Annotated in this window: 20 protein-coding genes; 11 read left to right on the top strand and 9 right to left on the bottom strand. The window is 46.1% G+C overall.

Annotation, left to right across the window (positions count from 1 at the left end):
- Positions 1 to 95 precede the first annotated feature (95 nt).
- Both SO_RS21510 and SO_RS21505 read left to right on the top strand, forming a co-directional pair.
- Positions 96 to 2,450 (top strand): Tex family protein, encoded by a 2,355-nt coding sequence (locus tag SO_RS21510; RefSeq protein WP_011074225.1) that lies wholly within the window; start codon positions 96 to 98, stop codon positions 2,448 to 2,450.
- Between the two features lie 214 nt (positions 2,451 to 2,664).
- Positions 2,665 to 4,647, top strand: a complete 1,983-nt coding sequence (locus SO_RS21505) for an LTA synthase family protein (RefSeq protein WP_011074224.1) — start codon at positions 2,665 to 2,667, stop codon at positions 4,645 to 4,647.
- Positions 4,648 to 4,704: 57 nt separating this feature from the next.
- Here the strand turns inward: SO_RS21505 and SO_RS21500 are convergent, their stop codons facing one another.
- Both SO_RS21500 and bioH read right to left on the bottom strand, forming a co-directional pair.
- On the bottom strand, positions 4,705 to 5,253 hold the full coding sequence (locus SO_RS21500) for a hypothetical protein (RefSeq protein ID WP_011074223.1): 549 nt from the start codon (positions 5,251 to 5,253) through the stop codon (positions 4,705 to 4,707).
- A gap of 61 nt (positions 5,254 to 5,314) precedes the next feature.
- On the bottom strand, positions 5,315 to 6,106 hold the full coding sequence (bioH, locus tag SO_RS21495; RefSeq protein ID WP_011074222.1) for a pimeloyl-ACP methyl ester esterase BioH: 792 nt from the start codon (positions 6,104 to 6,106) through the stop codon (positions 5,315 to 5,317).
- A 25-nt stretch (positions 6,107 to 6,131) separates the two neighbouring features.
- On the opposite strand from bioH, the gene SO_RS21490 reads away from it, so the two are divergent.
- From SO_RS21490 to nfuA, 7 genes are all read left to right on the top strand, one after another.
- The gene (locus tag SO_RS21490; protein WP_164925802.1) at positions 6,132 to 6,920 is read left to right on the top strand and encodes a ComF family protein; all 789 of its coding nucleotides are present in this window, start codon (positions 6,132 to 6,134) and stop codon (positions 6,918 to 6,920) included.
- A gap of 171 nt (positions 6,921 to 7,091) precedes the next feature.
- Positions 7,092 to 7,838: a response regulator transcription factor gene (locus SO_RS21485; protein ID WP_011074220.1), complete on the top strand. Its 747-nt coding sequence runs from the start codon at positions 7,092 to 7,094 to the stop codon at positions 7,836 to 7,838.
- 2 nt (positions 7,839 to 7,840) lie between these two features.
- Positions 7,841 to 8,518, top strand: coding sequence for a response regulator transcription factor (locus SO_RS21480; RefSeq protein ID WP_011074219.1), 678 nt, complete (start codon positions 7,841 to 7,843; stop codon positions 8,516 to 8,518).
- Complete coding sequence (locus SO_RS21475; protein ID WP_011074218.1) at positions 8,505 to 9,746, top strand: sensor histidine kinase; 1,242 nt, start codon at positions 8,505 to 8,507, stop codon at positions 9,744 to 9,746. Before SO_RS21480 ends, SO_RS21475 begins: the two co-directional genes overlap by 14 nt.
- A 174-nt stretch (positions 9,747 to 9,920) precedes the next feature.
- Positions 9,921 to 10,685 carry a nucleoside-specific channel-forming Tsx family protein gene (locus tag SO_RS21470; RefSeq protein ID WP_011074217.1) on the top strand — a complete coding sequence of 255 codons (765 nt, stop codon included), beginning with the start codon at positions 9,921 to 9,923 and terminating at the stop codon, positions 10,683 to 10,685.
- 92 nt (positions 10,686 to 10,777) lie between these two features.
- Positions 10,778 to 12,526, top strand: a complete 1,749-nt coding sequence (gene urdA / locus SO_RS21465; protein WP_011074216.1) for a urocanate reductase — start codon at positions 10,778 to 10,780, stop codon at positions 12,524 to 12,526.
- Between the two features lie 251 nt (positions 12,527 to 12,777).
- Entirely contained in the window at positions 12,778 to 13,356 is a 579-nt protein-coding gene (gene nfuA, locus SO_RS21460) for a Fe-S biogenesis protein NfuA (RefSeq protein ID WP_011074215.1), read from the top strand.
- 62 nt (positions 13,357 to 13,418) lie between these two features.
- On the opposite strand, the gene SO_RS21455 is transcribed toward nfuA, so the two are convergent.
- Both SO_RS21455 and SO_RS21450 read right to left on the bottom strand, forming a co-directional pair.
- The gene (locus SO_RS21455; protein ID WP_011074214.1) at positions 13,419 to 15,356 is read right to left on the bottom strand and encodes an alpha/beta hydrolase family protein; all 1,938 of its coding nucleotides are present in this window, start codon (positions 15,354 to 15,356) and stop codon (positions 13,419 to 13,421) included.
- A gap of 77 nt (positions 15,357 to 15,433) precedes the next feature.
- Complete coding sequence (locus SO_RS21450; protein ID WP_011074213.1) at positions 15,434 to 16,801, bottom strand: MATE family efflux transporter; 1,368 nt, start codon at positions 16,799 to 16,801, stop codon at positions 15,434 to 15,436.
- Positions 16,802 to 16,823: 22 nt separating this feature from the next.
- Between SO_RS21450 and SO_RS21445 the strand changes: the two genes are divergently transcribed.
- A complete protein-coding gene (locus SO_RS21445) occupies positions 16,824 to 17,870 on the top strand; it encodes a polysaccharide deacetylase family protein (RefSeq protein ID WP_011074212.1) in 1,047 nt (348 codons plus the stop codon).
- A gap of 44 nt (positions 17,871 to 17,914) precedes the next feature.
- On the opposite strand, the gene SO_RS21440 is transcribed toward SO_RS21445, so the two are convergent.
- From SO_RS21440 to SO_RS21420, 5 genes are all read right to left on the bottom strand, one after another.
- Positions 17,915 to 18,556, bottom strand: coding sequence for an SCO family protein (locus SO_RS21440; protein ID WP_011074211.1), 642 nt, complete (start codon positions 18,554 to 18,556; stop codon positions 17,915 to 17,917).
- A 50-nt stretch (positions 18,557 to 18,606) separates the two neighbouring features.
- The gene (cyoE, locus tag SO_RS21435) at positions 18,607 to 19,509 is read right to left on the bottom strand and encodes a heme o synthase (RefSeq protein ID WP_011074210.1); all 903 of its coding nucleotides are present in this window, start codon (positions 19,507 to 19,509) and stop codon (positions 18,607 to 18,609) included.
- A gap of 2 nt (positions 19,510 to 19,511) precedes the next feature.
- On the bottom strand, positions 19,512 to 20,504 hold the full coding sequence (locus SO_RS21430; protein ID WP_011074209.1) for a COX15/CtaA family protein: 993 nt from the start codon (positions 20,502 to 20,504) through the stop codon (positions 19,512 to 19,514).
- On the bottom strand, positions 20,504 to 21,049 hold the full coding sequence (locus SO_RS21425; protein ID WP_011074208.1) for a hypothetical protein: 546 nt from the start codon (positions 21,047 to 21,049) through the stop codon (positions 20,504 to 20,506). The genes SO_RS21430 and SO_RS21425 overlap by 1 nt, the downstream gene beginning before the upstream one ends.
- A 76-nt stretch (positions 21,050 to 21,125) precedes the next feature.
- Complete coding sequence (locus SO_RS21420; protein ID WP_011074207.1) at positions 21,126 to 21,971, bottom strand: SURF1 family protein; 846 nt, start codon at positions 21,969 to 21,971, stop codon at positions 21,126 to 21,128.
- Between SO_RS21420 and SO_RS21415 the strand changes: the two genes are divergently transcribed.
- Positions 21,970 to 22,200 carry a DUF2909 family protein gene (locus SO_RS21415; protein ID WP_011074206.1) on the top strand — a complete coding sequence of 77 codons (231 nt, stop codon included), beginning with the start codon at positions 21,970 to 21,972 and terminating at the stop codon, positions 22,198 to 22,200. The two genes, SO_RS21420 and SO_RS21415, sit on opposite strands and share 2 nt — an antisense overlap.
- The last annotated feature ends 28 nt before the right edge of the window (positions 22,201 to 22,228 follow it).

Raw genomic sequence — 22,228 nt, 5'->3', positions numbered from 1 at the left:
CGCAAATCGCTCGCATCATATGAAACAACGACTGCGCCTGTGGTATCTTGGGCGTAATTAGGATTAATCAAACCGTTAGGCTCGATACTTTATTTATGCAGACTATTGCCCAAATTATTGCTCAGGAACTCAATGTTCGTGAGCATCAAGTCACTGCCACCATAGATTTGCTCGACAATGGTGCTACTGTTCCCTTCGTTGCCCGTTACCGTAAAGAGGCGACGGGTGGGTTAGACGACACCCAGTTACGTACGCTGCACAGCCGTTTAGGTTATTTGCGTGAGTTAAATGACAGACGTCAGGTGATTTTATCCAGCATTCAAGCGCAGGGTAAGTTAACGCCTGAGTTGCAACGGGAAATTGACGGCGCCGATAGCAAGACGCGTCTCGAAGATCTGTATCTTCCCTTCAAACCTAAGCGCCGCACCAAGGGCCAAATTGCCATTGAAGCGGGATTAGAGCCGCTGGTTGAAGCCTTGTTGGCGGATCACAATGCCGATATTGAAGCATTGGCTGCGGGTTATTTGAATCTGGAAGCGGGTTTTAGCGACACCAAAGCGGTGCTGGAAGGCGCCCGTTACATTCTGATGGAGCGTTACGCCGAAGATGCGGAATTACTGCGTAAAGTCCGTGAACACTTAAGCCAAAACAGTGTGTTAGAGAGCCGAGTTATCGCCGGCAAAGAGAAGGAAGGCGCGAAGTTTCGCGATTATTTCGAGCACAACGAACCTTTGGCAAAAGTGCCATCTCACCGCGCCTTAGCCATGCTGCGTGGTCGTAATGAGGGTTTCCTGTCGTTATCCATGAATGCCGATCCTGGTGCAGAGGCCGGTCAAGGCAGTTACTGCGAAGTCATTATTAGTGAGCACTTAGGCTTAAAATTGACGGATAGCAGTGTGGATCAGTGGCTCAAAACGGTTGTCACTGCCACATGGCGAATTAAAATTGCCCTGCAAATGGAAACCGAGTTTATCTCGCAAATGCGTGAGCGCGCAGAAGCGGAAGCCATTAACGTGTTTGCCCGTAACTTAGGTGATTTATTGATGGCCGCGCCAGCGGGTGCCAAGGCAACCATGGGCCTCGACCCTGGTCTTCGTACTGGCGTTAAAGTGGCCATCGTGGATAACACCGGTAAATTGGTGGCGCACACGACTATCTTCCCCCATGCGCCACAGAATTTATGGGACAAGTCGATTCGTACCCTCGCCAACTTAGTGCAAATGCATAAGGTAGAGTTAATCGCGATTGGTAATGGTACCGCATCCCGCGAAACCGATAAATTAGCGGCTGAGTTGATTGCCAGCCTCAAGGACAGCCAACCACAGCTAACCAAAGTGATGGTGAGCGAAGCGGGCGCCTCGGTGTATTCCGCATCAGAACTGGCGGCACTAGAATTCCCTGAGCTAGACGTTTCGATTCGTGGCGCGGTCTCAATTGCCCGTCGTTTACAGGACCCATTAGCGGAACTGGTGAAGATTGAGCCTAAGTCTATCGGCGTTGGCCAATATCAGCACGATGTGAGTCAAAGCCAGCTTTCTAGCTCGCTTGAAGCCGTGGTCGAAGACTGTGTAAACGGCGTGGGCGTGGACTTAAACATGGCGTCTGTGCCTTTGCTATCGCAAGTTGCGGGTTTAAATAAAACCTTGGCCAAAAACGTGGTTGATTACCGCGATGCCAATGGCGCATTTAAAAACCGTAAAGAGCTGTTAAAAGTGCCGCGTTTAGGCCCTAAAGCCTTTGAGCAAGCCGCAGGCTTTTTACGTATTCGCCATGGCGATAATCCATTAGATATGTCAGCAGTTCACCCCGAAGCTTATTCGCTAGTTGAAACCATTGCCAAGACCAAACAGGTGGAATTGTCGAGCTTAATTGGCAATTCGGAGTTACTGCGTAGCATCAAACCGCAGGAGTTTATTACGCCAGAGTTTGGTTTGCCGACAGTGACTGACATCCTTAGCGAGCTGGATAAACCTGGCCGCGACCCCCGTGGCGAGTTTAAGACTGCTAAGTTTAAGGATGGAGTTGAAGAGCTTAAGGATCTCAAGCCTGAGATGATCCTCGAAGGCGTAGTCACCAACGTGACTAACTTTGGTGCCTTTGTGGATATCGGCGTGCATCAAGATGGTTTAGTGCATATCTCGTCATTAACCGACAAGTTTATTACCGATCCCCATACCGTGGTTAAAGCGGGTGATGTGGTCAAAGTGAAGGTGATGGAAGTCGATGTGGAGCGTCGCCGAATTGGTCTGAGTATGCGTCTGGATGAGGCGATTGATCAGAGCAAGACGCAAACTCGTGCGCCTGCGCAGGGGAAGCATCAGGCTAACAAGCCGAATCAACAGCACAAATCAGCACAACATCAGTCGGGGCGTCCAGCACCTAAGTCCGTCCCTGTCAATGCGGCAATGGGTAATGCCTTTGCCGATGCCTTCGCTAAGCTTAAAAAGTAAGCTAACTCAATACGACTCGGGCGTTAGTCTGTGCCCGAGTCGACACTTTTTACCCCTTAATCACAAAATTGTTGCATATTTGCTAGGGCTGATAATATAAAGTCAGCAATTTAATGCAACCTTAAGCAAGATCGGTTGTCATAGAATCACTTCTGGTGATTTTTCAAATTGACACTCCAAAGCTGAGAGTGTGTTTAATGTTTTGGGGTAGTACATGCAGTCAGGTTTATCTTTCCGTGGTCGTCAGAACGTCCATGGACCCTTCCGCGCAATTATTATTTTCAGTCTATTAGTACTCGCTATTGCGACGGCAAGCCGTATCGGTTTAGGTCTGTGGCAAGCCGAACGTGTGGCCGCCGTTGATGGTTGGTCGCATCTATTGTTGCAAGGCATTCGTGTCGATATTGCGACCCTCTGTTGGTTATGGGGTTTAGCTGCCTTAGGTACGGCGTTATTTTCGGGTGATCATCTGATTGGCCGGGTTTGGCAATGGATTTTGCGCCTCTGGTTAACCTTAGGTCTATGGGCCATCTTATTCCTCGAAGTGTCGACGCCCGCTTTTATTGAGGAATATGGTATTCGACCTAACCGCTTGTATGTAGAGTATTTGATTTACCCCAAAGAAGTGCTGTCGATGCTGTGGGCGGGACGTAAGCTAGAGCTGATTTTTTCCGTGGTACTGAGCATCGCAACGCTATGGGGCGGTTGGGTACTGAGCGGTAAGTTGTCTAAAAATCTACGTTTTCCCCGTTGGTATTGGCGCCCAGTGTTAGCCGTACTGGTTATCGTTGTGACCCTGTTGGGGGCGCGTTCAACCTTAGGCCATAGACCATTAAATCCGGCGATGGTGGCATTTGCCGACGATCCATTAGTTAACTCTTTGGTGATTAACTCTGCTTACTCCTTGGTGTTTGCGATCAAACAAATGGGCAGTGAAGAAGATGCCTCTGAGGTGTATGGCTCCTTGGATAAAGCTGAGATTATTGCAACCATCAGGCAGGAGAGCGGTCGTCCTGAGAGTGCGTTTACCTCCAATGAAATCCCTTCTCTGAGCTTTAACCAAGCAAGTTTCACCGGAAAGCCTAAAAATTTAGTGATCCTGCTGCAGGAGAGCCTAGGAGCCCGTTTTGTGGGGAGCTTAGGTGGCCTGCCATTAACACCCAATATCGATGCACTCTCACAGGAAGGTTGGTATTTCGATAATCTCTACGCCACTGGTACGCGTTCTGTGCGAGGAATTGAAGCGGTTACGACTGGCTTTACCCCAACGCCAGCCCGTGCCGTAGTGAAGTTAGGCAAGAGTCAGACGGGATTCTTCAGTATCGCTGAATTGTTGAAGTATCACGGTTATACCACCCAATTTATCTATGGTGGTGAAAGCCATTTCGACAATATGCGTAGCTTCTTCTTAGGAAATGGATTTAGCGATATTATCGATCAAAAGGATTATAAATCTCCTGCTTTTGTCGGCTCGTGGGGCGTTTCAGACGAAGATCTGATGCGTAAGGCCAATAGCGAATTTGAGCGTCTTCATAGCGAAGGTAAGCCATTCTTTAGTTTAGTGTTTAGCTCGACTAACCACGATCCATTCGAATTTCCCGATGGCCGTATTGAACTCTATGAGCAGCCTAAACAAACCCGTAATAACGCGGCAAAATATGCCGATTATGCAATTGGCGAGTTCTTTAAACTGGCCAAAAATGCTGACTATTGGAAGGACACAATCTTTATTGTGGTTGCCGATCACGACAGTCGAGTGGGTGGTGCCGATCTGGTGCCTGTCTCGCGTTTCCGTATTCCAGGGTTAATCCTTGGGGATAATGTTGCGCCAAAGCGCGATCACCGGATCGTGAGTCAAATCGACTTGCCGCCGACCTTGCTATCCTTGATTGGAATATCAGGTTCTTACCCTATGCTAGGCCGTGACTTAACCCAAGTTAGCGAGGATTGGCCGGGGCGCGCTATGATGCAATATGATAAAAACTTTGCGCTGATGGAAGGTAAGGATGTGGTCATTCTGCAGCCAGAGAAAGAGGCACAGGGTTTCCAATATGATGAAAAAACCGAGCACTTAACTCCTTATGCGCCTGCAGCACAAGCGCTGGAGAAAAAAGCCTTAAGTTGGGCTTTGTGGGGTAGTCTAGCTTATCAGCAAGAGCTGTATCGCTCGGGTAACTCGAGCAACTCAAACAAGTAATTGCATAAAAAATGCCGCTAAGTTAGCGGCATTTTTATCTCTAAAATCTAAAGCCCATTAAGTCCAAGCCGACACTGCAGGCTCAGCCTCTGGCTGAGTCTGCTGCGTATAATATTGACCAATACGTTGCCCAACTTGTTGATAAAACTGAGGAGACTCGCCTTGAATAGGTTGGCGAGCCGTGGTGGTTTTTGCATTGGTATTGGCTGGGCGAGGAGTGTTTTGACTGACCTTTAAGCGAATATCCTTACGCTGTAAGGCGACAGGACCTCGTACTGGTACTTTAAGGTTTTTCGGTAGCGCGCGCTCTGCTGCAACCGCTGGGGCATGTTTTTCCTGTTGCTGCTGGCTCTGTTGCTGCGAGGATTGCTGTTGCTGCTGTTTTTGTTGAACTTGCTGCTGACTGTGCTCAAGTAAGCGAGCCTGTTGCTGTGCTTGGTCGGCTGTGCGTTCATTTTGCGGATTAAAGGCGCGTTCTTCGTGACCCTTTGTACTGGCTTGAGGTGGAATAATCACAGGTTTTAGCTGATTGTCGACCCGAGCCGAGTCCGTCGCGACATTGGTGGTCGCTAGCGGAACTTGGGGGTAATTACTGACAAGCAGCATGGAGAATTCCTTGTAGCCTTAATGGTTAAATACTAGCCACTAATTGCACAAAGATAAAGCATTAGTCCTTGAATTGTGTCAACCAAGGTAAGAGTGCTTGTAAGAATTCTTGCCTATGGGACACAAATGGCGCGTGGGATGCTTTGGCGAGCATCACATCGGTGATGTGGCTTGCCGTTGGCATTTGAGGTTGCACGCGTTTGGGCACGAGTCCATCAAGCCTGCCCCAAATCCGTAGCCAAGGTTGGCTGATGCTCGATAGCTGCATTCTGAGATCAATTTGATTCAGCATATCAAGGCCTTGAGTTAATGCCGCAGCATCGGGAAGTGGGCGAGCCAAGACTAAATCCCGCAGCTGCTTGATATCTTCTTTGGCGGTTTCACTGCCCATGGCTTGAATCGCTAAGAAACGCTCAATGGTTTTAGGTAAGTTTTGCCCAAGTTGCTCGCCAAACATACTGAGCACCTGTGGTGGAATACCGGGCCATGCTTCTTCTTCCCTTGCCATAAAACAGGGGGAAGAGGCGATAGTAATTAATCCCTTGATATGCGATGGATAGTCGATGGCGGCTTGGGTTGCGACTAACCCACCCAGCGACCAGCCAGCCCAAATCGCATTGGTGGGTAAGTTATTGATTAACGCATCGATCCAAGTGGATAAATTGCCTGCGATTGGCTGACTTAAGCCAAAGCCCGGCAGATCGACATAGTGCACTCTATACTCAGACAGTTGCTCATGCAGTGGCGTAAACACGGCGCTATTAACTCCCCAACCGTGGATCACCACCAAATCTGGCCCTTGGCCAATAGTTTCGATATGCAGTGGATGATGAGCAGACGTTGTAGCGTTCACTAAAATACCTCAAATAGGATGTTGTATGTCGAGCGATAGCAAATGGATTTGGTCGCAACAGGGGGCGAAGCTATTACGCTTAGTCTCGCATTGGGGTCATCGTTGCTTGGCGGGCAGTTTACCTAACCGCTGCTTACTGTGCCACCAATCCCTAAATTCAACGGAAGCTGGATTTTGCCATGTGTGCTTACACTCAGGGCTTTACCATAGCCCAATCTGTTTAGGTTGTGGCAAATCCATGCAGCTTGAACTCGAGTATTGCGGTGAATGCCAAAAGCATCAGCCGCGAAAAGTCATTGCGCCCTGTAGCTACCATCAAGGATTTGGCCCATGGATCGCGGCGATCAAATATCAAGGCCAATTCGCCGCGCTGCCCATTTTATGCCACGCCTTAGTTGAGAGGCTTTCCTTACTTGAGCAGCAAGGGTTGATCACGCTGCCGCAGGCCATAGTACCGGTACCGCTTCATGCCAATCGGCTTCGGCAACGGGGATTTAATCAAGCATGGCTGATTGCCCATGAGTTATCGCAACGCTTACAGTTGCCCTTAGTTGACCAAGGATTAACCCGGCGGCAGGATACGCGTCCACAGGCTGGATTAAACGGCGTTCAGCGGCGGCGAAATCTACAGGATGCTTTTGAATTAAATGTTGATTTTGCCTATCAACGTATCGCGCTGGTGGATGATGTGGTGACTACAGGCACGACGGTTGCGGAAATCGCCCGTTTATTTGAAGCGCGATACGTGCATGTTCAAATATGGTGCCTTGCACGAGCCGAAGCGCCAGGCTTGTTGGAGATAACGGACTTATAGTTAACAAAGATCGTTGCAGTTTAGCGTTACGAACGTCAAAACTATGTCAAAAATACGGGATATAAAAAATAACTTTTAATTTTGCGATCAAATGTAAGTATATGTATCTATAGATTTTGTTTGTTGCTTGTATTGAGATACCTTCTAATCATATTTTGTTTGGGGGTATTTATGGACGCTAAACTGGCGCTATCAAATGCCAATACGGCATCGACATTACAAGACGTTATTCAGGCGATAAGTGCTGCTTTGAAACCGCACGGTTTTAGTGGATTCTGGTTTCAAGGGATCGCACATTGTGCGTATGAAAACTATCACTTTCCAAAAGAAACCAATCTGTTCTCGCAAGCCTCGTTGCGTAAACCCACTGCCAGCGTAGCGTCATCCCCTAAAGTTGCCCAATTGCAGCGTTTTTATTTAAGTCAGATTGCCGCTTATGATTTTAATTTTGGTTTTTCGTTAGATACGTCAAAATCTTATATGTATCGCTTGTCGTGTGAGAAAAGTGATAAGGCTCGCCGACTTTTTAATAAGCACCATATTCAAACTGTATTAAGTTGGCCCGTTGCATGCCATAGCAATCGACATTGGGCAGGTCGCTTTATTCTGCTGAGTCATCTGAGTGATTCAGACATCCAATTAACGGGTTTGAGTGCGACCTTAAAGGATGCCCAAAACAAGCTATTTGAATGGAATAAGTCATTGTTTAATCCGTTTCTTCAAAGCTCTCTACTTAAAGATAATGCGAGAGATATCTTAGTTATGGTCGCAAACGGCCTGCAGAATGACGAAATTTCAACCCAGCTCCCGATAAGTATTAGGGGAGTTGAATACCATATGGAATCAATGCGTAGGAAGTTTGGGGCGACGAATCGAGCAAACTTAATTCATCTCGCCCATCAATATGAGTTGATCTAAATATGTTGGTATTACTGGTTGAAGACAATCGGCTTCTCTCTAACAACATCATTCAATATCTTGAATTGAGTGGCATAGAGTGCGATTACGCGTTCAACCTAGCGCAAGCAGAAATGTTGATCAGCCAGCAGCAATTTGACGCCATCATCCTTGATCTTAATTTACCGGATGGTGATGGCATTGAGGCGTGTGAACGCTGGAAAGCGCAATGTTTTAGTTCACCTATCATCATGCTAACCGCCCGTAGCAGTTTGAATGAGCGCTTGGCTGGTTTTGCTGTTGGCGCTGATGATTATTTAATAAAACCCTTTGCGATGGAGGAGCTGGTCGCGCGGCTGAAGGTGGTTGCCCAGCGTCGTCCTGCGCCCCAAAGGTTGACTATTGGTGACCTAGAAATCGATTTTGCAAACCACATGGTGTATCGGCAAGGGCAACTACTGGCTTTGTCTAAAACCGGATGGCAGATCATGGCTTTATTAGCGCGTCGTAGTCCAGAAACTGTGAGTAGAGAAGAGATTGAGCGAATGCTTTGGCCCGACAGCGCACCTGATAGTGACAGCTTGCGCAGTCATATTCATCTTTTGCGCCGAGTGATCGATCGCCCCTTTGAGCGGCAAATATTACATACAATTCGTGGCGTTGGCTTAAGCCTTAGGGATGAAATCAATGCAAGCGCCTAAATTTAGCCTCAAGCGTAGCTATCAAGTGTGGGGAGTTTTTTTTCTTTTAATAACCTTAGGTGTGAATAGTTTTATCCCGCTTTGCATGATGTGTGCAGGTATGATTTCTATGCATGAAGTCACAATGCATAATGCAGGGCAAGCGGCCGAAGCATTACTTAAGGTGGCACAGCCAACTCAGCAACCATTACAGCAGCCGATTCTAAAAACTGACAACTTAACAGTCTATCCTCATTGGCTAGATATTCCGCCGCACATTCGTGAGTTAAGTAACAATGAAGTCTTAACGGATGCGAGCAAAATTCGCTATGAGCATGCAGAAGGTCCCATTGTTAACGCGCTGAGTGTGTACTACACCCAAGCTGGCCAGCCGCTCTACGTTTGGCTGCAGTTTAGTGTTACCCATGATTTGCACTTTGCCCCTAAAAATATGACGGCCATTTTGCTGCTTGTCTTGATAACCTTTTGTGCCAGTGCAAGCTTAGCGTTTTATATGCAAAGCAAAGTGATTACGCCTGTGCATCAAATTAGCCAAGCGATTAAACAGCATGATTGGGAGGCAGGAGGACAACTGAGTTTGCCGCAACAACAGTATGCAGAACTTAAAGCCATTGTTGATGCTTTAGATTACTCGATTTTACAGCTTCAAGAGGCTCAGCAACGCGAACTTAATTTTTTACGCTTTGCTAGCCATGAGTTAAGAACGCCAGTTGCTATATGCCAATCTTCATTCGAAATCCTCGCATTACAACAAGGTGAGCTTACGGGGGCAACGCTGTATGCTTCCCAAGCGACCAATCAAATGAAGTCACTCATTGAAACCTTACTGTGGTTGACTAATAAAGAGTGTTCCAGCTTAGAAAAGGAAAATGTCGCGTTATCGCCTCTACTTGCCTGTATTATCGAGGAGCAGCAACGGGTACATGGTCATGAGCAAAAAATTCAATTATTTTCTGACGATACTTGTTTGCCCATTCAGCTTCATCCGCTAAAAATAATATTAAGCAATTTATTAAGGAATAGTATTGAGCATGGAGGGCGGGATATTCGCATTACTCAAGATGCTTGTTGTATAGAAATAACCAATTCCTACAATAGTAAGGGCCGCCATGGATTTGGTTTAGGGCTTTTACTGGTGAAACGTCTCGCAAACCAATTGGGTTGGTTTTTTACTAGCTCATCTGAAAATAATTTATTTACCGCTAGGTTGGAAATATCTAACAGTTAAATAATTGGAGCTGTAAATTTACTGCATTAAACCACACACTTTTAAAATGCAAAAGCGCCGTTGGGCTTAGATCACATAGTCATCATGATATTCGTAGTAACTTTATTATATAACGTTTACTGGTCTATGAGTATTTTAAAATACTTCCTAGAATACATGGTTGAGAGGGACTCTATGTGTAAAAAAAGTGTAGCATCTATTTTAGTCAGTGCAATTGTTTTTAGTGGTTCAGTATATGCTGATGTGAATAAAACGAGCGTGGATTTAGGTTATAAGTTTTATACCAGTGACACAAAAAATGATAACCCAGGTGTTTTTAATCAACCTTTTGTAAAGTTGAATCATTTGGGAATTGCTGATTGGGGTACTTACTTTGCTAATCTTAAGCTCGAAAACCCTGCTGAAATCGCGGAAAACCAGAAACATCTTGATGGCAAAACTACCATTAAGTCATTATTGATACTTGAAAATAAGCTCGGAGAATCGCAGTTCAACTTCTGGACCCAGAACTTTATCTCTGCGAGTGAAACGCTAGTTGAAGATAATCTTTATTTAGGTGTTACCCATAATGCAAAAATTCAAAATCTATCACTAAACTATGGTGTTGGTTTAAATTATACCATTGGTAGCTTTTCCCCCACATCAGAGAAGTTTAATGATCTTTCAGGTTATGCAGTGGTTTTAAATGCAAAGTATCCATTTGAGTTGCTAGGGTTTAAACATAGTTTAAGTTTGAATTATGAAGCACAAATTGATCGGGATGAAGCGCATCAAGCATTATTTTCATATGACAGCTATGGTCATCAGATCATCACAACGTTACAAACAGGCTTCACTGATTCAATTTTTTCAAAATTATATATCACTCATTATGATAGCTGGGGCTCGCAATATAATGATGGGATTGAATACGGTATATCTGTTGGTTACCAGTTTTAACGTTTTATCAAATAGGTTGAATTTTGAATAAGTAGAACCTCATTTAATTTGGTGCTGTTCTATTTTTCATAAAAAATAATAAGGGAATTGTAATGCATTATAAAAAATCCATTATTGGTATTGCTGTTACGGCAACAGCAATTATTGCAGGCTGTCAAGTTACCCATCAAATAGTAAAAAGCCAGGGAACCGCTCAAGGCAAGCATGGCGAAGTGCAGGTTGAAACTACATTTAAAGACGGACATATTGTTGCGATTGATGTACTCAAGCAAAAGGAAAATAAAGTCCTTGCTGGTGCCGTATTTAAAGATGTTAAACAGGCAATTATTGATAATAACTCTATCGAGGTTGACGGTATTGCTGGCGCCACCGTAACGTCTAAAGCGCTTAAAGAAGCCGTGGGTAAAAGTATTGAAGCCGCGGGAGTTACTCTTGTTGCAACGGCTTCTGCTAAGAAAAGTGAGGCGTTAACCCCAGCAGAATATACCTATGATGTGGTGATTATTGGCTCGGGTGGAGCAGGTTTTAGCGCGGGTTTAGAGGCGATAGCCGCAGGTCGCTCTGCCGTTATTATTGAAAAGATGCCAATTATTGGTGGTAACTCATTGATCTCTGGCGCTGAGATGAATGTGGCCGGTAGTTGGGTGCAAAAAAATATGGGAATTACCGATAGCAAAGAGCTGTTTATCAGCGACACGCTAAAAGGTGGCGATTTCAAAGGTGATCCTGAAATGGTTAAAACCATGGTCGATAATGCCGTCGGTGCAGCAGAATGGCTAAGGGATTACGTCAAAGTAGAATTCTACCCAGATCAATTATTTCAGTTTGGTGGGCACAGCGTTAAACGGGCATTAATCCCTAAAGGTCATACTGGGGCTGAGGTCATTAGTAAGTTTTCGATTAAAGCTGATGAAGTCGGTTTACCGATCCATACCAATACTAAGGCTGAAAAGTTAATCCAAGATCAAACGGGTCGCATTGTGGGTGTAGAAGCGGCACATAATGGCAAAACCATCACTTACCATGCTAAACGCGGTGTTGTGATTGCGACGGGTGGTTTCTCCTCTAATATGGAGATGCGCAAGAAATACAATCCAGAGCTAGACGAGCGCTACGGTAGTACAGGCCATGCGGGCGGCACCGGTGATGGTATTGTGATGGCAGAGAAAATTCACGCAGCGGCTAAAAATATGGGATATATCCAGTCATATCCTATTTGTAGCCCAACCTCGGGCGCGATTGCCTTAATTGCAGACTCTCGCTTTTTTGGTGCAGTGTTAATTAACCAGAAGGGTGAGCGTTTTGTTGAGGAATTGGAACGCCGAGATGTGATTTCACATGCCATTCTAGCCCAGCCTGGTCGCTATACTTATGTGCTCTGGAATCAAGACATTGAAAACGTTGCTCATACAGTTGAAATGCATCAAGGCGAACTGAAGGAATTCACCAAAGACGGACTAATGTATAAGGTCGACACCCTAGAAGAAGCCGCTAAAGTCTTTAATATTCCTGAAGATAAGCTGTTATCAACGATTAAAGACGTTAATCACTATGCAGCTACAGGAAAGGATGAGGCCTTTAATCATCGCTCAGGATTAGTCGATTTAAGTAAAGGACCTTATTGGATTTTAAAAGCGACACCTTCTGTGCACCATACGATGGGCGGCCTTGTGGTGGATACACGTACTCGTGTACTGGATGAACAAGGAAAGGTGATTCCGGGCTTGTTTGCTGCGGGTGAAGTGACTGGTTTAACCCATGGAACCAATCGCCTCGGTGGCAATGCGTATACAGATATCATTGTTTATGGCCGTATCGCAGGACAAGAAGCCGCAAAATAATTTGTCTTTTATAGGATCTTTTTAGCGACTCAATTGAGTCGCTTTTCTTTTTATTAATGCTTGTTTACTCATGCATAATGCTGATGTTTAAGTGTTATTTATAAATTGCTTAATAAGGCTTGAATCGTGATCACTATGGCAAAAATCCATAAACTTGCGCCCAAGGGGACTACAAAGCGCGAGTGACTAGGAGTATCATACGGCTAATTCTTACTAAAACACTCAGGTATCCCCTGACGGAGCTGGTTTCCATGATTACGATTTCCGATGCGGCTCAAGCCCATTTTGTAAAGTTGTTAGCAGATCAACCTGAAGGCACTCATATTCGTGTATTTGTGATAAGCCCAGGTACCGCACAAGCTGAGTGTGGCGTGTCTTACTGCCCACCAGATGCCGTTGAAAGTGATGATATTGAATTAGCATTTAATGGCTTTAGTGCCATGGTCGACGAGAAGAGTGCGCCTTTCTTAGAAGAAGCTTCAATCGACTTTGTTACCGATCAATTAGGTTCGCAATTAACCCTTAAAGCGCCTAACGCGAAAATGCGTAAAGTTGCGGGTGATGCGCCGTTAGTGGAGCGTATCGAATACGTGATTCAATCTGAAATCAACCCACAACTAGCAAGCCATGGCGGCAACATTATGTTGGTCGAAATCACCGGCGAAGGCGTTGCGGTATTGCAGTTTGGCGGTGGTTGTAACGGTTGTTCACAAGTGGATATCACCTTAAAGGATGGTATCGAAAAACAATTGTTAGATATGTTCCCTGGTGAATTAACCGGTGTGCGTGACGTAACCGATCACCAACACGGTGAGCACTCTTACGCTTAATCTTTTGAGTTGAGCTAAATAAAAAACGCGACCTTGAGTCGCGTTTTTTATGGGTTTTAATGCTACAACTGAGTTTTTAGGTTATCTGCTAAAAACTTATCCAGCGCCTTGAAAGTCGTTAACCTGTGGTCATTGTTACTCAAATAATGGCCACCATTTTCAAGCTCAATATATTCGACGTTTTTCTTACGTGATTTTAGCTCGTCAAACATTTCGCGGCTGTGTTGTACCTTGACCACTCTGTCCTTGTCACCATGCAGTAGTAATACTGGGATAGTGATTTTATCGGCTTTGCTGATGGGCGAACGTTCATAGAGGACGTTAAAGTCATCGCCAATTTGTTCTTTGACGACTTCATAATTGGTAAAACGGCGACTGGATCTAACCAAGTTAGCTACGTCCGTCACCCCTGCGACACTCACTGCGCAGCGATACAGATCGGGTGTCATGGCAGCGCCCATTAGAGCGGCATAACCACCATAACTCGCACCAACAATACAGATACGCTGTGGATCGCTAATTCCTTGATTAATTAGATAGCGAGTACCGTCTTCCACATCGTTTTGCATTTCGAGTCCCCAGCTTTTGAGTCCCGCTTTCATAAACTCATAGCCGTAGCCGGCAGAGCCCCTAAAGTTCATCCGGAATACTGCGTAGCCGCGGTTGGCAAAAAACTGTGCCCAGTAATCGAAGTCATTACTGTCGTAACTAATGGGGCCGCCGTGCGGGAAGATAATGGTCGGTAGGTGTTTCGCCTTAAAGCCCTTAGGCACAGTAAGGTAAGCATCAATTTTGAGTTTATCCCGCGCTTCGTAGCTTAAGTATTGCGTGTCTGCGAGTTGTTCAGTGCTGAGCTGGCTATATCTCTCGGCTATCGGAAATAGCACCTTTTCATCCCTATCGCCAAAGTAATAGGTGCCTGGCTGAGTCGAGCTGGTGGAGTAGACGATATAGCGGCGTTCATTGGCGCTAAATTGGGTGATGTAGTTGTGGGCATTGGGTAATACCGCTTTAAGCCCATTTTGTAGACCCGCATATTCAGGATCCCAGAAGGTGTACTCCTCGCCATCGCCCTCACTGATCCCAATGACTTTTTTCTTGAGTTGTGAATAGATCAGATCGCCTTCAACATCGGTATCTTCGTTGGCGTAAACCAGCTCCTTGGTGAGTTTTGGGTCGGTTAAGTTCACCTTAAAGATAGCTTCATAGCCCTTGTGATAGGCGCGTACGTACAAAATATTGGGGTCGGCATCAAACCCCAGTGGCCAGATGCTGTCTTCGGAGAAGGCTTTAAAGCTCCAAAGCAAGCGAGACTCGGATTTTTGCTCGGGCTGTTCGTAGATGCGGTATTCAGTATCATCGTTATAGATGGAAATACGGACTTTATGTTGTCTGTCGGTAATCCAGCCGATGATATTACGCTTAGCATTTTGAATATAGGAGGACTTTCCCTGTGACAGATTGATTTTGAGTACGCTGTCTTCCCCCGCTTTTTGGCCCATACCATCAAGGGATAGCAGAATATGTTCCGAGTCATCAGGCATCAAATCGATAATTTGCCCCTGATGTTGAGGGATCCAACTAAGTCGCTCGATAACACTAGGAGCGAGTACACTCGAGGTTTTTCTAGTGGTTAAATCGTACTTAACTAGACGAGTTTCGGTTGTTGGTGTTCCATCACGATTTGCTGGAAACTCAGCTTTTATGAGCAATGTCGTGTCATTTGCCCACGTGAGCGACAGCATTACAAATTTTTGGTTATCGGTATGAATTGCTACGTCTTTTGTTCCCGTTTCTAAGTCGAGAATGCTGACAACGGTTCCCTTGAGTTTGGGTTGTTCGACACGAACAATTGAGGCAATTTTTTTACCATCGGGTGATAATTGCACTGAGCTCACATCGGGAATGCTGGCAAAAGCTTCCACAGGGAGTTGGGGGACTGGTTCGGCAAACAGTGGCTGGCTCAGCCACAGGAGCAGTAGAGGTAAAATCCTTTTCATTTTATATCACATTTATATTACAAAAGTTGTGCATATATTAATCGGTCAAACCTCAGTAAGCTACTGTCTTTACTGAGTTAACTAACAATAAATGTCTTACTAAAGCGATAATGTGCAGCAAGGGTCAGGCTACGCATTAACATAAAGGCCGTCATGGCCGCCCAGAGGGCATGGTTAGCCTGCTCAGAAGGCAATAGCGATTGTAGTAAATACCATGTCGGAAAGAAGGCGCCAAATGTTGCAATTATCATGCTGTTACGCATCACTTTGCCCTGCGCCGCACCGATATAAACGCCATCGAATAGGTAAGAGCTAAAAGACCAAAGCGGTAGCAATACCAACCAAATTAGATAAATCTGTGCTGTGGTTCTGACCTCATCAATACTGGTCAACAGTTCGATAATATGGCTTCCCCAAAGGCTAAATATCAGGGTAAACCCAAGAGCCGTGATGGCAGACCAACACCAGGCCAGCACCACGGCTTCATGCAATTGCTGCGCGCGCTTTTGACCATAGGCTTTGCCCACTTCTGCCTCGGCATAATAGGCGATGCCGTCGAGGGCATAGGAGATTAATAGCAGTAAATTCAATAACACCGCATTGGCTGCGACGGTATTGTCACCAAGGCCTGCGCCGTGAAAGGTCATAAAGGCGAAGGCAGTTTGCAGGCATAGGCTGCGGATAAAAATATCACTATTGAGCCGAAGCAACTGGCCAAAACCAGTAAAGCGGATATGGGCGCGGATTTCGGCAAATGGGTAGTTTGGTATTAACTTAACTTGCTGTAATACCATGTAGAGCGCAACGCTAAAGGCGGTGATATCGGCAAATACTGAGGCGAGTGCTGCGCCTTTTACACCCCAGCCGAATCCTAATACAAACAGCACATCGAGGATAATGTTAGCCACATTGGCGAAGATCAACTGCCACATCGCCGCCTTGGGTTGTTGCCGGCCAAGGAGCCAGCCCAGCATGACTAAATTGAGCAGGGCGAAGGGTGTAGACCAGATCCGAATTTGAAAATATTCTCGGCAATAACGCTCAACTTCTACACTCGCCTCGGAGAAGCTGAGCGCTAAACTGAGAAGCGGGACTTGTAGCAGGATCATCGCGATGCCAAGTCCTGTCGCCAGCATGGCGCCTTGAACCAACAGTTTTAATTGGGCGTTAATATCATTTGCACCATAGGCCTGTGCGACTAAGCCGGTGGTCGCCATACGTAAAAAGCCTAATAACCAAATGATTAATGTGATAATCGTTGACCCGAGTGCGACGCCCCCTAAATAATAGGCGTCACTCAAATGGCCGATGACAGCCGTATCTACCAATCCCAATAGCGGAACCGTGATATTGGAGAGGATCATCGGCAGGGCAAGCGCGAACAGTTGGCGATTCTTGGTGCCATTAAATAGCAGCGCGAGTGCAGTGGATTTTGCAGTAGTCATTGATATTAGAGGTGTTCACATTATGGTTAAACGTGCGTTATTGGCACTCATCGGGCTGATGACTTTTTCGGCCAATGCCGTGGTCATTTTACAGTACCACCATGTGTCACAAACCACTCCGGCGGCAACGAGCGTAACGCCAGCGCAATTTCGTGAGCAAATGCAGTTTCTGGCGGACGATGGCTTTAAGGTGGTGTCGTTATCGCAGGTAGTTGAGGCGATCAAAAACAAACAAGATTTGCCCGCAAAAACGGTCGCGATTACCTTCGACGATGGTTATCGCAGTATTGCGACCACAGCGCATCCTATCCTAAAGGAATTTGGTTTTCCCTACACCTTATTTGTGGCAATTGAGCCGATTAAACAAAAGTTTACCGAGATGATGACTTGGGAAGAATTAATTCAGCTCTCCAAGGAAGGGGCCGATATTGCTAACCACAGTTGGGCCCATGAACATCTGATCCGCCGTTTAGACAACGAATCCCAAATACAATGGTTACCGCGAATTAAGGCCAATATTCTGGCAACCGAAAACGCGATTCGTGAGGCGACTGGGCAGAATTTTAACATGCTGGCCTATCCCTATGGCGAATACAATCAAGCGGTTCAAGACATGCTGACCGAAAACGGCTTTGTTGCCTTTGGCCAGCAGTCGGGTGCAGCGGGCCCATACTCGCCACTCACGGCGCTACCGCGTTTCCCCGTTGCCGGACAATATGCGGATTTAAAAAGCCTTAAGGCCAAGTTATACAGTTTAAACATGCCTGTGCTGGCACAAACGCCAAGTGATCCTGAGCTTAAGGGCGGGCAATGGCGTCCAGAACTTAAGATCAAGCTCGATATGAGCGATATTTCCGCCAAACAATTAATGTGTTATATCCAAGGACAAGGCGCTAAAGCACCCACTTGGTTAAGTGAAAACGAGTTTAGCATTCAAGCTGACTTAGCTTTGCCCGCGGGTCGTTCCCGTTACAACTGTACGGCGCCGAGCAAGACTCACAATGGTTTTTACTGGTTTTCGCAGCCTTGGGTGAGACCCAAAGACGATGGTACTTGGATAAAGGAATAGTGCGCCGTTTAATTTAATAACGACAGTCACTTTGGTTGGTATAGTCACTGCGGTTTATAGCTGTTAACGATTTTAGCGAAGTCACTGATCAAGGCTTCGTTGAGAACTTGAGGGGCTTGACCTAACGCCGCTGTGGGTTTAAAAACCGCCACCCGCGTGCCTTGGGGAGACACCAGCACATAGCCAGCACTATGGTCGACTTGATAATTTTCACCTTCACCGACCATTGCATAGGTGAATCCTAAACTGCGGGTGAGTGGGAAGATTTGGGTTTGCTTACCCGTGATAGCCTTAAACTCAGGATTAAAGAAATTCACATAGCTAAGCAGCTTATCTGGCGTGTCCCGTTTAGGATCGACAGATAAAAATACCACCTGAATTGGCGCAATTTTTTTTAGCTCATGGTAAGCGGCGGCAAGCTTGTTTAAGGTTGTTGGGCATATATCGGGGCAGTAGGTAAAACCGATAAAAAATAAGCTCCACTGGTCTGTTAAATTAGCATTGGTAAAAGCCTGTTTATGTTGATCAACAAGCTCAAATGGCGCGAGAGCAAACGCTTCAGGAAACATAAAACCACTTTGTAATTCGACGGGTTTAGGCGGGGTGAACTTCACCGAAAATAGCCCTCCGAGCCCTATCAAGAGTATGGCGATCACTAACAGCGTGTTGGGGATTCTTTTTTGCATACCTTGTCCTTTCTACATTCTCGATTGCGATTGCAATCTTGTGCTGCAACTTAGGCCCACAGATAGTGGTCGAGCAGTAATGCCATAAATAACAACATTAAATGATAAATCGAGAAGCGAAACACCTGCATCGCCAGTCCTTCGTGATCCTGATACTTTAATTGCCACGCCTTATAGATAAAGCCACAACTGAGCGCACTAGAGCAGACGAAATACAGTGGGCCACTCATCCCCACCAAGACGGGTAATAGGCAAGCAATCGCCAGCAAAATCGTATAGAGCAAAATACAGGTTTTAGTAAACTCTACCCCATGGGTGACGGGCAGCATGGGAATATCCACTTTGGCATATTCAGCGCGTCTATGAATCGCCAGTGCCCAAAAATGCGGTGGCGTCCACAGGAAGATGATGATCACCAGCAATAGCGCATGACCATGGAATTGATTAGTGACGGCAGTCCAACCAAGCAGCGGCGGCATAGCACCCGCTAAGCCGCCAATCACGATGTTTTGGGGTGTGGCTCGTTTTAAATAGGCGGTATAAATCAAGGCATAACCTATTAGGCTGGCAAAGGTGAGCCAAGCGGTGAGCGGGTTAGTGAAAACATACAGAATGACAAAACCAAGGCTGCCTAAGGCTGCGGCAAATATTAGCGCCCGCGTTGCCGAGATTCGCCCTTTTGGGAGAGGGCGATTGTAAGTGCGCGCCATTAAGCCATCGATGCGTCGATCAATCAGATGATTTAATGCCGCAGCCGAGCCCGCCATCATCGCGATGCCTAAAAGTCCTGCGATCAAAGGTTGTACGGGTAATATCGTTGGCATCGCCAAGCACATGCCAACTAAGACCGTGAGTAGCATTAAGGCTACCACCTTGGGCTTAGTCATTTCGAAATAGTCGCGCCATGCCACATTAACACTAGGCTGACTGCTGATTGAGAGTGGTTTTGCCATGGTTAAACCCTCGAAGTTGAAGATGACTTATGCCAAAGAAAATAGTTAATGGTGACCAGGGTAAGTAGCAATAATGCCGCGCCGCCGTTGTGGGATACGGCAATTCCCAGTGGTAAATGCATCACCACATTTGAAATCCCTAAACTGACTTGCAGTATCAATAAGCCAACCAGCAACAGACTGAGCGCCTTAAGTTGAGTGCTGACAAATAATCGATAGGCAAGCAGCAGTAACAGGCTGGCGGTAATAATGGCACCGATACGATGGGCAATATGGATTGTCATACGCGCATGGTAATCCAGCACCCCAAATTCAAAGCTGGGGTGTTGGCCTTGGAAAGGAGAAAATGCATCGGCGATGGCAAGGTTATCCATCCAGTTACCTTCACAAATAGGCAAAGCCGTGCAGGCTAGGGCGGCATAGTTTGACGACGTCCAGCCCCCCAGCATGATCTGACCGATGAGGACAAATAGACTGACTAATGCCAAGGGGGCGAGATTTTGAACCGAGGTGTCACTCGCCACAATCCGCCGCGGTCGAGTGCGAAGATAGAGGAGTAGCAGCAGTGAAATCAGGCTAAAACCACCAAGAAGATGCGACATTACCACGATAGGCATGAGTTTCATTGTCACTGTCCACATGCCTAGCGCCCCTTGAAACAGGATAAGCAACACTATGAACAGAGGTAACTTTTTCGGTGCATCTGGGGTTTTTAAACATAAAAACCAGATGCACAACACTAGCAAGCCGAGTCCGCCAGCAATATATCTATGGATCATTTCAAGCCAGGCTTTCTCTGGCTCGATATCGTGATCGGGAAAGAGGCTTTGCGCATGGGAGAGCTCATGGTCTTGGGTGGGGACTTTGATGTGGCCGTAGCAACCTGGCCAATCTGGACAGCCTAAACCCGCATCCGAGAGTCGTGTGTAAGCACCCATTAAAATCACTAACAGGGTAAAAACTAAGGTAATGCGTAGGAGCCAAGTCAGTTGCATTAGTCTACCCTCGAGAGTTTTAATAGCTTACGAAGATCGGCGAACAGCGCCTTACCTTGAGATAAATGCGCTGCTTTACCTTGTACTTGAGGGTAACGCAGTACGAGAGAACCAAGTGGGTCAACAATAATAAGTTGCTGTTGATCAAGCCACTCCTTGAGGCTTTGACTGGCTGGTTGTGTGTTGAAGTCAAAGTCACTTAATGCAGTTAAGTCGCTATCGGGATTCACAAGAATGAGGGGCGCGACCCGAGCCTGATCAGGTCCTAAGGCCGTATGACTTTGGCGCAGGATATACAGACGTTCGCGGCAAGCATCATCACATTGGGCGGGCAGTAAATACAGCAGTTGCCATTCCTTAGGCATAGGATTAGTCATGCCTAGACTGGCATAACTGGTCTCTGGGCTGATGAGCTCACCGTGATTGGTAGCGCCGCCGTGATACCAATGCAAGCTCAGTACTAACTTAGCTATGACTACAGGTGCAATAAATGCCAGTAGTAATAACCCCAGTGCGCGGTATTTGGTTTTGTTTTGGGAGTTCATATTTGCTCCTCTTGCACTATCCCTAATTAATTGTTTTGTTTTTATAATCAGTGTTTTGCTATTGCTCTGTTTTGGCCTAGTCCTTATGTAGTTGATGGCGTGAGCGTGATTTTTTGACGTACTTAATCCCCTGCCAGCCCATCAGTCCTGCAAATACGGTCGCCATTGCAAACCATTGCAGTGCATAGCCCCAATGCTTTTGTGCCGACAAGGGGAAGGGTTGCCAAGGGTGAGGTAATGCTGGTGTTGGTAAGAGATTCGCTAAAGCATCAGGCTGCAACACCACAGGCAAGATTGGATGCCCTAGCATCTTGGCCATCTCGGGCAGATTAAGATTTTGAAAACGAATTCGCTCACCTTGTTGTGTGGTAAAGGGTTCTGCCAGTAAATGATGGCTTAAGGGATTGATCTGCTTTTGATAGAGTCGACCTATTAGCGCTAAATCACCTGTAACAGGGGCAATCTCGGGCAATTCATCACGGTGAGATTTTGCGGCGATAAAACCAAGCTCGAGTAACAGCCAAGGCTTATCTGGTGTGAGTGCGCTATTTTCTTTGTGCCGAATTTGCAATATCTGAAAGGCCAAATAACCCACTTGTCCTTGATAGATTTGATTGTCTAGTAACCATATTTGTTGATTAATAGGTGTCGCTTGCACTTGTAAGCGGTAACCCGTCATGCTGCCGTTATCTAGCTTGTTTAATAGCGCTTCAATACTAAGCGCTGGAGCGGTTTGCCTTGCTTCCATATCTGCCAGTTGCTGGTTTTTTTCTATGGCTCTGTCCATTTGCCATAAACCTAACTTGACCAAAATCACGAATACCACCACAGTCAATAGCAGCAGTGACAGTATTCCTCGATGTAACCAAATATACCTTGGCAACCAAACTAATTTGGGCAATAAAACATAAGGATATCGCATGAACATCCCGCTCATTTTTAAGTGTGTTTTAGTACTGCTATTGTTGTTTATCATTTTTAATCTTGGCAGAGCCTTAATTATTATGGTTAAAGGTGGCGATCAAACCGCTGATAATCCAGTGCCAATGAGCCGTTACTTAGGTCGTCGAGTGATATTTTCGTTACTGGTTATCCTATTATTGCTGGTGGCTCTGGGGACTGGGCTTATTGGTCTCAATCCCACACCTTAATCTTAATATTTGGCGTTAAATGCTAAGA

The sequence above is a fragment of the Shewanella oneidensis MR-1 genome, from assembly GCF_000146165.2.
GTDB lineage: Bacteria > Pseudomonadota > Gammaproteobacteria > Enterobacterales > Shewanellaceae > Shewanella > Shewanella oneidensis.
This window is presented reverse-complemented; position numbering and strand designations above follow the sequence as displayed.